The organism is Coprococcus sp. HCN-4056, from assembly GCF_037892645.1.
GTDB lineage: Bacteria > Bacillota > Clostridia > Lachnospirales > Lachnospiraceae > Coprococcus > Coprococcus ammoniilyticus.
The window spans coordinates 81,496-96,676 of record NZ_JBBKBL010000008.1 but is presented as its reverse complement, the minus strand read 5'-3'; the positions used below and the strand labels follow the sequence as shown (position 1 = coordinate 96,676).

The following is a 15,181-nucleotide window of genomic DNA, read 5'->3' as shown; positions in this document are numbered from 1 at the left end:
TTAGTCCTCCTTTGCTATGGCTGCTTCCAGTTCCTGATGAAGTGCCTTTATGATCTTGTCATATTCTGCTTCCACATCTTCCGGATGTGTATATTTGAAACGTCCGATCTTCTCACGAACCTCCATATTCAGAATATTCTTTATAGTTGCACCACGCTTCAAGGCTTCTGATGATTCCTCATAGAATGCCAGCACAAGTTCCATCATGCGGAACTGCTTATCCAGTGGTGTGTAAGTGTCGATCTCATGGAATGAGTTCTGATGCAGGAAGTCCTCGCGGATGGATCTGGCTGCTTCCATCTTCAGACGGTCGCCTGCGGATAAGGCATCCATACCAACCATCTTAACGATCTCGTCAAGCTCTGCTTCTTCCTGTAATAATGTCATAAGCTTCTGACGATCTTCCATCCAGTGCTCATTGACATTTTCCTCAAACCATTTTCCCATGTTATCTACATACAGCGAATAACTGGTCAGCCAGTTGATCGCCGGGAAATGTCTCTTATAAGCCAGTGCAGAATCCAGTCCCCAGAATACCTTAACGATACGGAGGGTCGCCTGCGATACTGGCTCTGAAATATCACCACCGGGAGGTGATACGGCTCCGATTACGGATAAGGCTCCGGTTCTTCCTTCCGAACCAAGTGTCTTAACCATACCTGCACGCTCATAGAACTGTGCCAGACGGCTTCCTAGATATGCAGGATAACCTTCCTCACCGGGCATCTCCTGTAAACGTCCTGACATTTCTCGAAGTGCTTCTGCCCATCTGGAAGTAGAGTCAGCCATCAGCGCAACGGAATATCCCATATCACGGAAATATTCTGCGATCGTAATACCGGTGTAAATAGAAGCCTCTCTGGCTGCAACCGGCATATCCGATGTATTTGCGATCAAAACGGTTCTCTCCATCAGGGAGTATCCGGTCTTCGGATCCTTCAGTTCAGGGAACTCGTTTAATACATCTGTCATCTCGTTTCCACGTTCACCACATCCGATGTATACAACGATATCGGCTTCTGCCCATTTTGCAAGCTGATGCTGGATAACGGTCTTTCCACTACCGAATGGTCCGGGAACTGCTGCTACACCACCCTTTGCGATCGGGAAGAATGCATCGACAACTCGCTGTCCTGTGATAAGCGGCATAACCGGCGGAATCTTCTCTGCATAAGGACGACCCTTACGAACCGGCCATTTCTGCATCAGTGTCAGTTCCTTATCACCCTTTGTTGTCTCAATCACACATACAGTTTCTTCTACTGTGAAATCTCCGCTCTTGATCTCTTTTACAGTTCCTTCTATACCATATGGAACCATGATCTTCTGAGTTACGACAACTGTCTCCTGTACGGTTCCGATCACATCTCCGGTCTCTACCTTGTCCCCTGCCTTAACACATGGAACAAATGGCCATTTGATGTCTCTCTTTAATGATGGAACTTCAACGCCTCGCTGCAAATTATTTCCACAGATTTTCATGATATCATCCAGAGGTCTCTGGATACCGTCATAGATACTGCTGATCAGTCCGGGTCCAAGTTCTACGGACAGCGGCATTCCGGTTGACTCTACCGGTGCACCCGGTCCAAGTCCTGATGTCTCTTCGTAAACCTGAACAGATGCCTGATCTCCATGCATCTCTATGATCTCGCCGATCAGTCGGCTCTCACTTACTCTGACAACGTCATACATATTCGCGTCACGCATTCCCTCTGCGATAACAAGAGGTCCTGCAACTTTTTTTATCTTACCTGTTGCCACGTTTTCTGGTCACGCTCCTTCCTAGTTTCCACTGAACAGAATGTCCGAACCGACTGCCTGTTCTACGGATTTCTTTACTCCATTTATACCTGCAGATGTATTACCGGAAACTCCTGGGATCAGGATGATCGCCGGAAGCATCTGCGTCTTATATCTCTCTATCTCTTTCTTGATCTGCTCTGCCATGCTCTCTGTTACATAGATAACGGCATATCCACTTTCTGCCAGTCTTCTGAGCTGTGTACTGCCCTGTTCTGCATCGGATACCGGGAAGGTCTCAAGTCCCAGAGTCGCAAAGCCATAGATGCTGTCATATTCACCTAATACTGCAATTCTATACATACATTTCCCTTACCCTTTCCCTGATTGCATCATCCGGCAGATGATTTAACTTTCCGGTCAGGATGATCCTGACTGTCTTGATCTCATTCTGCCTTGCAAGTACATAAGCAACAAGTGGTCCGATCGTAAATGAATTATATTTCTGCGGCCGGATCGCCTCTATGATCCGGTTATCGCACCAGCGTTCAAATGCGGATGAACTGTCTGATAATGCCGCAGCTCCACCGGAATACGGTGTTTCTTCCAGATATTTGATCACATCCGGCATACCGGAAAGTGCTGCCCGCATCAGCCGTTCCACATTGAGCGTCTGACATTCCTCCATCGCACGTCTCATAAAATCCAGTCCTTTTTCTGTCTTTACAGAACGGACTGCGATCTTGATATTTGCAACTGCCACAACTGTCTCTGCATATTCTTTTAATAATGCATCTCCATTCTTCTCCGCTGCCGCAAGCATTGCCCGCATGGCTGCCCGGTCAATGATAACATCACACATCTGACCATCTCCGGTATGCACCAGACACTCATATGCCTCTAATGCGCATTCCCGCATAGATTCCGGTAATGACCGGAAATCTTTATCTTTAATGATCTCGACTAATGCTTCACCCGAAACAGATGCATTGTCATAAAATATATTTGCCTGAACTTCTCCGTCTACAACGGTTTTGATCGCTGCCTTCAAATTATGGAAACTATCCTGGATCAACAATACGTCAAATACTGTCTGATCGGATACCATCTCCTTGACCAGTGTCCATGTTTTTTCCAGTTCCCTGTTCAAAATGGTCTCTGCATCCTGCACTCCGGCTTCTGTATCACCCCAGCCTTTTTCACCTAAGAACTGAAGGCAGTCCGCATATGTTTTCTGGGCAATCAACTGCTCGATCACAGCCTGTGAAAACAGGGACATCTCAAGTGCCCGGATCCTGGCAACAGCATATATATATTTGTCTGCCATTTTTCTACCTCCCTTATGTGAATAACAGGGAATTTAATTTGTCTGCCATTTCTTCTTTCTGCGCATGGAACATGGCAGCTAATGAACAATTCTCCTCGATACCGCCATAGATCAGGATAAATCCTCCGTCTATATCACTGGCTTTATCTGCGAGCGTCAAATCTCCTCCATGTGCTTTTGCTATCTCTGATACCCGTTTTGCAAATCCTGCCGGAAGCCGCTCCATATCTTTGGCTGAGAAGCTGATCTGTCCACTCTTCGGCTGTACTGCATTTCCAATCATACGCTCCATCATATGGAAATATCTGTCAACTTCCATATCAATCATTCCGTTATAGGCTTTACCTATCACTTCATTGATGATCTCCTGCTTTGCCTTTAAGACTGTCTGGCGTTTCTTCAGGTCGGCAGAGGATTTTGCCCTTGCCATTCCGTCCGCTTTTACATGGCTGACCTTTTCAGCCGAACCCGCCTTGATCTTATCTGCTTCCACCTTTGCATCTTCTATAATCTGATCTGCCTTTTTCTGTGCATCTTCAAGGATCATATCGGATTGAGTGTTTGCTTCTTCCAGAATCTGTTCAACGATCTTCTCTAATCCTGTCATACAAATCCTCCTGTACTACTTGTTCAATCATGTTTCAAATCTGTGCCTGTTTTATACCGGTACACCGTTAATTGCAAGAATTGATACGAGCAGAGCAAGGATCGCATATGTCTCTACCATTGCAGGGAAAAGCATTGCTTTACCGAACTGATCCGGCTTCTTTGCTACGATACCAACTGCTGATACAGCGGTTTTGCCCTGATGCATAGCGGATACAAGGCCAACTAATGCGATTGGAAGACATGCTGCAAGGATCAGTAATCCGGTCGCTGTTGAAAGTTCTGCAGGAGCACCATTTAAAATACCGATCTTTGATAAAGCGATGAATCCTACCAGCAGTCCATAGATACCCTGTGTACCGGGAAGAAGCTGGATGATAAGAACCTTCGCGAATTTGCTTGGATCTTCACTTACTACACCTGATGCAGCCTGACCTGCGATACCTACACCGTAAGCAGATCCCATACCTGCCAAAATAACTGCTAATGCAGCTCCTGTTAAAGCTAAAACTGTACCCATTGTCATATTGATTATTCCTCCTTAATTTCCGGTTTACAGGTTTTCATGCCTGCATTCCCTATATCTACATATTTTGTATTTTCTTTAAATGGATGGAACGCTTCTCCGCCACCCTCATAAAACTTACCAAAGAATTCTACATACTGAAGTCGGCATGTATGGACATAAGCACCTAACATATTGATCGCAAGGTTAAATGTATGTCCGATGATGAATACCAGAATGAATACGATCGCGCCCAATATTCCATCTCCTACCATACTTCCCATCTGATTGATAACCTGTGCGATAACACCGGTTGCAAGTCCCAGTGCAAGCAGTCTGGAATAAGATAACAGATCAGACAGCCAGCCTGTGATATTGTAAATATCATACAAACCAAGTGCCAGTCGGAGCACCGGATTCTTATGACTTCTGCCGGACATCACAACGATGATCGCTGCACCTAAGATCGTAATGACATAGCTGAAGGTCTTAAGTCCATCTGAAAAATGGAAGCTTACCTGTGCGATCGATGCAAATAAACTGGTTGGCATCAGCATCAGTACCAGACCGATGATGAGCAGATACCAGGATATAACATCTGAGAAGAAGCCTACAAAATCTTTCTTCTTTAAACACATATAACCTTTTAACGCCAGACCGCCGAACAGATGGATCAATCCAAATAACAGGGAGAAGATCAGCATCTTCATCGGATTGTCAAGCGGTGCAAACCATACCGGTGCGATCGTGATCTCATGATGGAAGAAGGTTCGTGATACGACTGCTACCACATCTCCAAAATATCCTCCAAACAAGATACCCCATATCAATGTCGATATACCGCAATATTCAAATAATGTCAGTGACTTCTTCATGCCATCTCCCATCTTCGGGAACTTCCGAAGCAGGATAAAACATGCAAGGAATATAATAAGTCCATATGCCGCATCCGATAACATCAATCCGAAAAAGAATACATAGAATAAACTCATCGGTGTCGTCGGATCCATCTCGCCTCTGGCAGGAAGTCCATAGGATTCCAGGATTCCTTCTGCCGATGCAAATGGCATCTTATTACTTAACTGTACCGGTGCCGGTTCATCCTCAGGTATCTCGCCGGTCTCCACCATCAGCACGAAATTCTGATTCAGTTCTTCTTTTACCTTTTCCTCATCCCGTTCCAGCACATAACCGGTTATGATAAATGTACTGTTCGACTGAAGCAAGGTTCCAAGCACCTGATATTTCTCAGTTCTGATCTTGTAATAATCGGATAAGGTCTTAAGTGCCTGCCTGTTTTCTGCAAATCCGGCAATCTGTTTTTTCAGATCCTCGATCTCATCCTCATACCCCTCTATCGTGAGTCGGTATTTCTTGATCTTATTCTCCGGTGTCCGTTTTGAAAAATACGACATCCGGGTAAATCCTTCTGCCCTTAAGGCTTCCTCCAGTCTTTCCGTCTCTGTTTTCAAACATACCACAAATATACATGTCTGATCTTTATCAGAAGATATCACCGTGATCTCATGAGCTGATAACTCCGGCTGCCTTTTTGCAACCAGGTCTTCTATCATATTCTCTGTAAGACCAGGTCCTAAGCTTCCCATGATCACATCTGTATGTTCGGTTCCGGTCGTATTGATCGGAACATCCATATTGATCCATGGTTTCAGTCCATCGATCGCAAGCTGACATTTTGCAATCTCTGCTTTGCAGTTTCCAATCTTCTTATCCTTTTCCCGGATCTTCTGCACGATCATATTATAATCATGCCGATTCTCAACAATATCTTTATATACAGAATCGTCTACATCAGCTTTGCCTGCAAGTGCCTGCAGCATCGATGTCTTTTCCGGTGCATATCTGCCAAGGATCTCTAAAGCTTCGTCGGTATTCTGGACTCGTTTTTCATATTTGGAACGCTGACTGGTTGTGTTGATCTTCTTAAATACATCCGTCTCATCCCCACCGGCCCGGATCTCCAAAGCTCCCATGGACTGGAGTTTCTCCAATATGGCTTTTCTGTCTTTCTTCATGGCGCATATGTCAATCTTTTTTATAGCCAATACCGCCATAATGATTACCTCCCTTCTGCATCCTGATATTCAAGCATTTACAATAGCTGCTTGATCACAAGCTCTACGGCTTCACCCTCTCGCTCGGATGCACGTTTTTTTAAGGAAGCAATCTCGTCGGATGCTTCTTTCAAAGCTTCTTCTGCAAGATCAGTTTCCAGTTTCTTCTGGTCGACCGCGATAGCCGCCAGATCTGTTTTAGAACCTGCATTTGCATCTACGATCATCGCATTTGCCTTTTCCTTTGCTTCCGCCTGAATTGCTTCTGCTTTTTTACCGGCTTCTTTTACGATCTCGGCTGCCTCTGCTTCTGCATCTTCTAATGTCTTCATGGCTTCCTGTAGCATAATTTCTCCCTCCGTAATTATTAATCTCGGCATGAAATGCCGCTCTGTTAATATTTTATTATGTTAGTGTGCTCTTTTCAAGCAATATTTATTTTCTTTTATAGATTTTTCATCAAAAGGTCATGAAATTTTACCGGTTTTTAAGGCATTTTTGACAAACAATACAAACTGTCAAATTTAGTTTAACCATTTTTCACGTCATTTTGCACAATTTTTGTTGTGATTAACAACAGCCATATAATAAGACCGCAGTCAAAGACTATCTGCGGTTTCTATGAACAGCATATCCCTTATCCGCAAATGTTCCAGTGCTAACTCGCCTGTCGGCTCAAACAAGCACTCACATTTGCTGGTATATGCAGTTCATATCGAAATCCTCGATAATGTCTTCTGACTGCGGTCTTATTATATGGTTGTTGTTATTTTACATACATTAAATACCAATGCAAAAAACTGTTACAAAACTATAACTATACATCCCACCCTGATAGATGATGTTTTTCTTACTACTTATAATCTTCTATAAATTACATATTCCTTATCCGCAAATGTTCCAGTGCCAACTCGCCTGTCGGCTCAAACAAGCACTCACATTTGCTGGTATATGCAGTTTATAGTATTTTTCTTTACTCTTCAATCATCTTGATTCTTCTGATATGACGTTCGTCATTTGAGAATGGTGTGTCAAGGAAGGTGTCAACGATCTTGAGTGCCAGTCCCGGTCCGGTTACACGGGCACCCATTGCAAGGATATTGGCATCGTTATGCTCTCTTGTCGCCTGTGCACTGAAGCAATCGCCACAAAGTGCTGCACGGATTCCCGGTACTTTATTTGCTGTAATGGAGATTCCGATTCCTGTTCCGCAGATCAGAATTCCTCGCTCACATTCTCCATCTGCTACTGCATGTGCAACTTTCTTTGCATATACCGGATAATCAACAGATTCCTCGCTGTAGCATCCGTAATTCTTGTATTCCAGTCCTCTTTCTTCCAGATGCTTGATCACATCCTGCATTAATCCGTATCCACCGTGGTCACATCCAAGTGCTATCATATTCTTTGTCCTGCCTTTCTTGTTTTCAAAATCTTTTCGGGTGGTTGTCACCCAACCCGTTTTTTCTATGTTAACTTTTTTCATTATATCGTGAGCATAGCTCACTCAATGCATTTCGCAAAATCAGCATCCTTGCGAACAAATAATTTTGCGCTCATTACATCACACCGATATGATTCTATGTCCTGCCGCCTTGATCAGCCGGTTCATGATCGCATATCCCATATCACCTTCCCGGAAGGATTCACTGTAAATATAGTCTGCACCGATATCATCACACAGCCGAAGCAGCCGGTACAGGGATGAAGATACTGTAATCTCATTCTTCTTGCTTCCTGCATCAAGGACATTTTCACAGGAATATAAATCCGTATTTTCTGTATCACACAGAACTGCCGTCTTATATCCCTCTGCCTGCTTACAAGCAACCAGCTCTGCAATCTTTGCGGCAACCTTTTCCCGCTCACCCTCTACGATCGTGAGTTTTCCCTTCGGTGCATAATGTGTGTATTTCATACCCGGGGCTTTTGGTCTGACCTTCATATCCACGCTTTCCAGTGCCGGATCGATCATGACATCTCCTAAGATATTCTTGATCATATCCGCTGAGATATAACCCGGACGTAAAATTGTCGGACGATCGCCTGTCACATCTACGATCGTGGACTCAATTCCGATTCCAACCGGTCCGCCATCTAAGATCATATCGATCCTGCCGGACAGATCTTCCTCTACATGTGCTGCTGTTGTCGGTGATGGTCTTCCGGACAGATTTGCACTCGGTGCTGCAATATACACGCCTGAATCTTTGATCAGCTTCATAGCTGCCGGATGTGATGGCATACGGATCGCTACCGTTTCCAAACCGCCGGTTGTCTCATGCGGTACAATGTCTTTCTTTTTGAAAATGATCGTCAGCGGCCCCGGCCAGAACGCTTCCATCAGCATCTGTGCCTGTGTGGATACCTCTGCCGCCAACTCCCATACACTTGCCGTATCAGCAATATGTACGATCAACGGATTATCCGATGGTCTTCCCTTGGCACTGTAAATTTTTTCGGATGCCTTTGGATTTAACGCATCTCCACCTAGTCCATATACGGTTTCTGTTGGAAATGCAACCAGTCCACCACTTTTTAATATATCCGAAGCTTTCCGGAATAATTCTTCGTTTTCCAGATCAGCTTTCGCTACTATGGTTTTCATTTTAATTACCAGCCTTACCTGTATAGTCAGGCACATCGCCTGCCAGTTTCATTTTAGCCTTATCCCCTCACAGTGTCAACCTGTGAAAAAGAGCTTCCCGAATCATGGGTATAATCTCTATATTCTCACACTTATACCCTCTACTATATGCCACTCTTGGGTATCGCACCGGTTTTTTCGTCTTCATACCAAATTTATTTAGCTTCGTTGGGTATTTTCCCCAAACATTCTTCCTAATACCCGCATCAGACTTGTCCTTGTGGGTATCGTACACTTATTTCCCATTCCATACCCTCATCTAACCAGACACCTCGGATATCATACTTACTCATCCACTGCCATACCCAGAACTCAAGCATCATCAAGCGATAAATCACATATACAAACGCAAATATAGCCTGTCTGGCTGTAGACTAGACAGGCTATATATATCTTAACTTTATTCAGCAACTGAAGCTTCCGCCGGATACTCCTTGCCAAACCATGTGGCGATCACACGGTATGGGCACTTCGGTGTTGCAAGGCTGACAACCACCATGATGATCGTGGAGATCAGACAGGCAACGATACAGGAATTGAAACCAAGTGAGATTGGCAGAACGCCCATATCGATCAGGAGATATAAGCCAATACCACTGATGATACCTGCGATCGCGCCATACTCATTTGCCCGCTTCCAGAACAGTCCGAGAAGCAAAGTATGAAGAAATGCTACTGTCATACCACCGGTAGCATAAGTGATCAATGAAGCCAGAAGTTCCGGTGGATCACATGCAAATAAGAATACGACAAGAGCAACAACGATAACACTGATAACATTTAACTTCTTTAATGTCTCCTGCTTTGCATCTTTATTGAACAGATTCTTGTACAGATCACTGACGATCGTTCCTGCAAGAGATACGATCATTCCACCAACAGATGACTGAACCGCACCACATACACCGGCGAGAACCAGACCTGCTGCCCATGCAGGCATTACACTTACTGCAAGTGTCGGAATACCAAGGTCAGGAGTTGCAAGGCTTCCTTCCGGGAACATATATTTGATCGTGAAGCACAGACCATTTAAGCCAATGAGCCAGATTGCAACTACAACCGCACCAACCTTGATCGCACGATGCAGAGTCTGTGTATCCTTATAAGTAAGCGTTGTCATTGTTACATGAGGCATTGTACAGGTTGTGATACCCCATAAGAATGCAAACGAAAGAACCGTCTTTACACTTGCAGGTACGAACCAGTCCGGATTACTCTTAACTAATGACTGGATCGTCTCTGTATAGCTGAGATCTGTTCCGTTGATGCCCATAATAAATAAGATAATAACGGAAACTGTCATGATAATTCCCTGAAAAACGATCGCAGATGCGATACCTTTAATACCACCTGTGATAGCTGCGATGATAACAAGTACAGTGAAAATAGCAAGTCCGATACGATAATCCTGACCGGTTAAGATCTGGAAAATTCTTCCGCCGCCGGTAATTGTGGATACGGCAAATGCTCCAAGGAAGAACAGGATAACCAGTCCGCAGAGCGCACCAACAATCTTGCTGTTGTTATATCTGTGCATCAGAAGCTCAACAAATGTCTTGGAATCCGTTCTTCTGGCTACGATACCGACCCGCTTACCGATCAGTCCAAGTACCATGAAGTTCGTGCACATGGACCAGAAACAGCATACCATCCAGGTCGCACCAAATGTATATGTATAACCCGGTACACCCATGAATACTCCGGCACCGGCAACACCGGCAGATACCATCATGGCAGTTACAAGCACACCACCGCTTCTACCGCCGGTATAGAATTTGCTCAGGTAATCACCTTTTCCTTTTGCCATTGCTTTTCTGGTAACAAGACTGTATACCAACTGGAAAATCGTATATGCGGCAAATACAGTAATGATTATAATTCTCTGATTTGTAGATAAGTTCATCTCTATTTGCCCTCCTTATGTTTTCTTTCTTTTAATTTTCCGTTTGGAGTAACATCCATGTCACGATATACAAATGTTACAACCAGAATAACCGCTACTACCATTGCGATCAAAATAATGATCCCATTAAAAATCCACTGTGGAAATCCAAGAATGTATTTGTACTTTGATACATCCTTACCGCCCACCAGATACAGGTTGGCGATCATCAGCACCATAAATACCAGATAGGTTCCAAGCGTGATCCAGAATTCCTTTGTTGTCTGGGTGAAACGCTCATCCGGCTCTATTGATTTCAAATCATAATCCCTGCTGTCAGGATCAATGTTGTTATTTATCTGACTCATCTCATGTGTCTCCTCTCAACGTAAGTTTTTGAATAATTATGAAACGAAAAAATCATTCACCGAGTAAAATAATCACTGTTATTTACGCATATAAAATCTTCAATCGTTTTATCATAGTTTGTTTTTCTCCGGAAATGGATCGTCCAGCATTCTTGTCGCATGGAACTGACCCTTTTCTGCAGAAGCAAGCTGCAGCAATACAGCTCCGATACCTGCTGCACCATCGAATAAACCGATCGGTGTACTTAATACATCCGGTGCGACACGGTCAAGTGCAAATCTCCATGCGCACTCTCTTCCTTCCGTACCGTCTGTGATCGTTGCTCCGTCTGTGATGACCTTACCGCACCTCTTTGCCTGTTCCAGATAAGTCTCATCATCAAATGCAGCCCACAGACCCAGATACATATTTAACAGACCTGCAGTTCCGCAGCAGATATTGTAAGTATTCCAGTATCCTTCCGTCCGAACCTCAGGTGCGCCTGTATCAATTACACCCTGTGTCAGCATATCGATATACCGCTTATACCGGTCTTCTCCTGTCATCTCATATAATTTATAGAAGAAACGATTTGTTCCCGCCGGGCCATGACAATAGCCAAGATAGAACAGATCCTTACGATCCGGCAAACCATGCGGGATCAGGCTTCCTGCCTTCATCTTAACCGCCTGTGCGATCATGAAATCCGCGATTCCCTTTGTCGCATCTAAGAACCTCTGATCACCGGATGCTTCGTACAGATTCAGCAGTACAAATCCGATTCCTCCGGTTCCCATCGGGAAGTTCGGATCGATATAATCTTCTTTTGCTCCAAAGTAAACAGGATCTACACCCGGATACCAACAGGTTCCGTTTCCAGCATCATGACGCTGCCCGAGGAAATTCTCTCCTGCTTTTGCAGCAAATGCTGTCCAGTCCTCTCTGCCAAATGTTTTTGCTGCATATAAGAAGAACAGAACCGTTCCGGCATCTCCTACGATACCCGGAAATGAAGTCCAGCTATAACCTCTGCCATTTTTTCCGGGCTTTGCATCTACCTTTGCAGACTCAATAATATCTGCCACAAATGTTTTATATTTCTCATTTCCAGTTATCTTATAGAGCTGTATCATGGCAAAGCCTGCTCCGCTCCAGCCACTGGAAAATGCGTATTTTGAAAAGTTTCTTTTCAGATCCCGGTCATGATCAAAACGATAACGGATATATGTGGCTGCTTCTTCTGCCTCCTGCAGATAGCTCACATCATTCGTCGTCTGATATAATCCCAGAAGAAATACGATGATTCCGGACGCCCCGGCATACATACAGATTTCATCATAATAAATGGATCTTCCTTCTGCCGCATCCTGCAAAGACCAGTAGATACCTTCCGGTCCCTGTTTCTTCCGGCTGTTTATGAAATTCATGGTTTCTTTCGCATATGTAAGATAGTCTGCCATGTTGTCTCCTTCCTGTTCTATGTTTTATATGACATACGATATTCCTTTATTCCTCCGCATACATCTTGGTTGACAGATATTTGAATGCGTTGTCAGCCATGATGATTGCAATATTCTTTCCTGATGCTTCCGGGCGCTCAGCTATGATTGTTGCTGCCTTTAAGGCTGCTGCCGCTGACTGTCCGAGGAATACGCCATCACTCTTTACCAGTCTTCTTCCTGTCTCATATGCATCTTCTGCTACAATATCCAGACATTCATCATATGGAACCTGCTCCGGATTGAAGAATACCGGAACACTCTGTGCCGGAACATCGTTAAATGCAAGTACGCCGTCGATCGTATTTGCTTCCGGATGATTGACATTCTTTCTGGACTGTACTGCCGGCTGTGCGCCGATGATCTTGATACCAGGATTTTTCTCTCTGAAATATCTGGACAGACCAGCCAGTGTTCCACCGGTTCCGACCAGTGCTACCACATAATCAACATTTCCGTCTGTATCCTCCCAGATCTCAGGACCCGTTGTACGGTAATGCGCTTCCGGGTTATCAGGATTTGTTCCTTGATCAATATAGAAGTAACCATGCTCATCTGCATATTTGTTCATGATAACTGTAAGCTTTGCCATGCTTAAACCACCGTTCTGCAGCATCTCCATGAAGCCCGGTACATCGGCTGCCTGAAGCAGCTCTACGCCATATGCCTTTAAGATCAATGTACGTTCTACCGATACTCCTGGCTGAATGACTACTACATATTTATACCCTCTGGAATTTGCAAATGCTGCTGTTGCAATTCCTGTATTTCCACTTGTAAAATCAAGGATCGTTCCGCCCGGCTTCAGTTTACCTGATTTCTCTGCCTCTAAGATCATGTTAAGAGCTGCACGGTCCTTTACGCTTCCTGATGGATTGAAATACTCCAGCTTACCAAGGAGGTGGGCGTTCAGCCCTAACTCTTTTTCATAATTTACGAATTCTACCAATGGGGTATGTCCTACAAGTTCTGTAATTGATGAATGAATATTTGCCATTTTTCTATTTCTCCCTTTTCCTATCTGGTTAGTATGTTTTGTTATCGTTATAAAACCCGGAAGCATCAACCTCCGGGTAAATGTCTGTTTGCAAGTCACCATCCAACTCTGGATAAATGATTTTCTCATCCGGCACATCTTATAGCGTTTCTTTATCATAGTATTAAAGTAGGTTTTGTATGTTATGTGCCTATTATAGTGACAGTTCCATAATTTGTCAACCAGTCAAAATATTTTAACTGGTTATAACCATAGCTTATAACCGAACCAATCTGTAACTCTTATAACAGTTACACCGGCTAACGCTATTACATTGCGATTCACACCTTTGATGTTTTCTGCAAAGCCATCATACTTGCCTGTGGTTATGCTGTGATCACTGCTTTCAGACGGTCAAGCGCCTCCTTGATCGTTGCTCTCGGACATGCCACATTGATACGTTCAAATCCTTCGCCTACCTGCCCAAAGATCGCACCGCTGTCAAGCCACAGCTTTGCCTGATTCACGATCAGGTTCTCCCGTTCCTTCTCTGTCATTCCGAGTGCCCTGAAATCCAGCCACAGCAGATAAGTTCCTTCCGGCTCGATCAACTTGATCTGTGGAAGTTCCTTTTTCAGGTAATCACGCACAAATGCGATATTACTCTCTACATATCTCATCATTGCCTGATACCATGTCTCGCCATGAGTATACGCTGCTTCACAGGCGGTAAGTCCCATTGCATTTAACTGGCTGTAGCCCGCCGCATCCACCTGCTTACGAAATGCTGCGCGCAGAGTTCCATTTGGAATAAAAATATTCGACACCTGAAGTCCTGCCAGATTGAAGGTCTTTGCAGGAGAAGTACAGGTAACGGAGTTCTGTTCGAATTCTTTCTTGATCGTCGCAAATACCGTGTGCTGGTGGTCTCCGAAAACAAAATCCTCATGTATCTCATCACTTACAACCGTAACGCCATGCTTGATACAGATATCACCCATCTTCGTAAGCTCCTCTGCCGTCCATACACGGCTGACCGGATTATGCGGACTGCACAACAGGAACAGCACAACATGATTGTCAACGATCTGTTTCTCAAAATCATCAAAATCGATGTGATATTTTCCATCATCCCCAAGTACCAGATCATTGCTCACAAGCTTCCGGTTATTGTCACGGATCACTTCTGAAAACGGATAATAGACCGGCTGCTGGATCAGAACGGCATCCCCTGCCTTGGAATATGCTTTGACCGCCATCGCCAGTGCAAATACAACACCCGGTGTCTTTGTCAGCCAGCTTCGTTCCACCTTCCAGTCATGGTGAGCTTCCATCCATTGGCTGACCGCCTCGAAATAACTCTCTCTGCTCTCCGTATAGCCAAAAATTCCATGCTGTACACGCTCTGTCAACGCATCCAGCACCAGACTCGACGTCTTAAAATCCATATCTGCAACCCAGAGAGGAAGTACATCCGCAGGCTTTCCTCTCCGCTCTGCAAAGTCAAATTTCAAACAGTCTGTATTTCTTCTATCTATTACTTCATCAAAATTCAGGTTTTTTTCTTCCATAA

At 44.4% G+C, this 15,181-nt stretch carries 14 protein-coding genes; all 14 read right to left on the bottom strand.

Annotation, left to right across the window (positions count from 1 at the left end; translation table 11 throughout):
- Positions 1–1,764, bottom strand: a complete 1,764-nt coding sequence (locus WKT03_RS12385) for a V-type ATP synthase subunit A (protein WP_118675279.1) — start codon at positions 1,762–1,764, stop codon at positions 1–3.
- Positions 1,765–1,785: 21 nt separating this feature from the next.
- On the bottom strand, positions 1,786–2,106 hold the full coding sequence (locus WKT03_RS12380) for a V-type ATP synthase subunit F (protein WP_021944905.1): 321 nt from the start codon (positions 2,104–2,106) through the stop codon (positions 1,786–1,788).
- On the bottom strand, positions 2,099–3,070 hold the full coding sequence (locus tag WKT03_RS12375) for a V0D/AC39 family V-type ATPase subunit (RefSeq protein WP_021944906.1): 972 nt from the start codon (positions 3,068–3,070) through the stop codon (positions 2,099–2,101). Before WKT03_RS12375 ends, WKT03_RS12380 begins: the two co-directional genes overlap by 8 nt.
- A 13-nt stretch (positions 3,071–3,083) precedes the next feature.
- Positions 3,084–3,677, bottom strand: a complete 594-nt coding sequence (locus tag WKT03_RS12370; protein ID WP_021944907.1) for a V-type ATP synthase subunit E — start codon at positions 3,675–3,677, stop codon at positions 3,084–3,086.
- A 51-nt stretch (positions 3,678–3,728) separates the two neighbouring features.
- A complete protein-coding gene (locus tag WKT03_RS12365) occupies positions 3,729–4,202 on the bottom strand; it encodes a V-type ATP synthase subunit K (RefSeq protein WP_008402619.1) in 474 nt (157 codons plus the stop codon).
- 5 nt (positions 4,203–4,207) lie between these two features.
- Entirely contained in the window at positions 4,208–6,256 is a 2,049-nt protein-coding gene (locus WKT03_RS12360) for a V-type ATP synthase subunit I (RefSeq protein ID WP_262530032.1), read from the bottom strand.
- A 38-nt stretch (positions 6,257–6,294) separates the two neighbouring features.
- The gene (locus WKT03_RS12355; protein ID WP_173788489.1) at positions 6,295–6,603 is read right to left on the bottom strand and encodes a hypothetical protein; all 309 of its coding nucleotides are present in this window, start codon (positions 6,601–6,603) and stop codon (positions 6,295–6,297) included.
- Between the two features lie 626 nt (positions 6,604–7,229).
- Positions 7,230–7,658, bottom strand: coding sequence for a ribose 5-phosphate isomerase B (rpiB, locus tag WKT03_RS12350; protein ID WP_021944910.1), 429 nt, complete (start codon positions 7,656–7,658; stop codon positions 7,230–7,232).
- Positions 7,659–7,820: 162 nt separating this feature from the next.
- Complete coding sequence (locus tag WKT03_RS12345) at positions 7,821–8,864, bottom strand: L-threonylcarbamoyladenylate synthase (protein WP_173788488.1); 1,044 nt, start codon at positions 8,862–8,864, stop codon at positions 7,821–7,823.
- Between the two features lie 439 nt (positions 8,865–9,303).
- The gene (locus WKT03_RS12340) at positions 9,304–10,806 is read right to left on the bottom strand and encodes a sodium:solute symporter family transporter (protein ID WP_340392319.1); all 1,503 of its coding nucleotides are present in this window, start codon (positions 10,804–10,806) and stop codon (positions 9,304–9,306) included.
- 2 nt (positions 10,807–10,808) lie between these two features.
- Entirely contained in the window at positions 10,809–11,153 is a 345-nt protein-coding gene (locus WKT03_RS12335) for a YhdT family protein (RefSeq protein ID WP_340392317.1), read from the bottom strand.
- A gap of 111 nt (positions 11,154–11,264) precedes the next feature.
- Positions 11,265–12,593: a lanthionine synthetase LanC family protein gene (locus WKT03_RS12330; protein ID WP_340392315.1), complete on the bottom strand. Its 1,329-nt coding sequence runs from the start codon at positions 12,591–12,593 to the stop codon at positions 11,265–11,267.
- Between the two features lie 46 nt (positions 12,594–12,639).
- A complete protein-coding gene (locus WKT03_RS12325; protein ID WP_021944914.1) occupies positions 12,640–13,629 on the bottom strand; it encodes a PLP-dependent cysteine synthase family protein in 990 nt (329 codons plus the stop codon).
- Positions 13,630–13,994: 365 nt separating this feature from the next.
- A complete protein-coding gene (locus WKT03_RS12320; protein ID WP_340392312.1) occupies positions 13,995–15,179 on the bottom strand; it encodes a MalY/PatB family protein in 1,185 nt (394 codons plus the stop codon).
- Positions 15,180–15,181 lie beyond the last annotated feature (2 nt).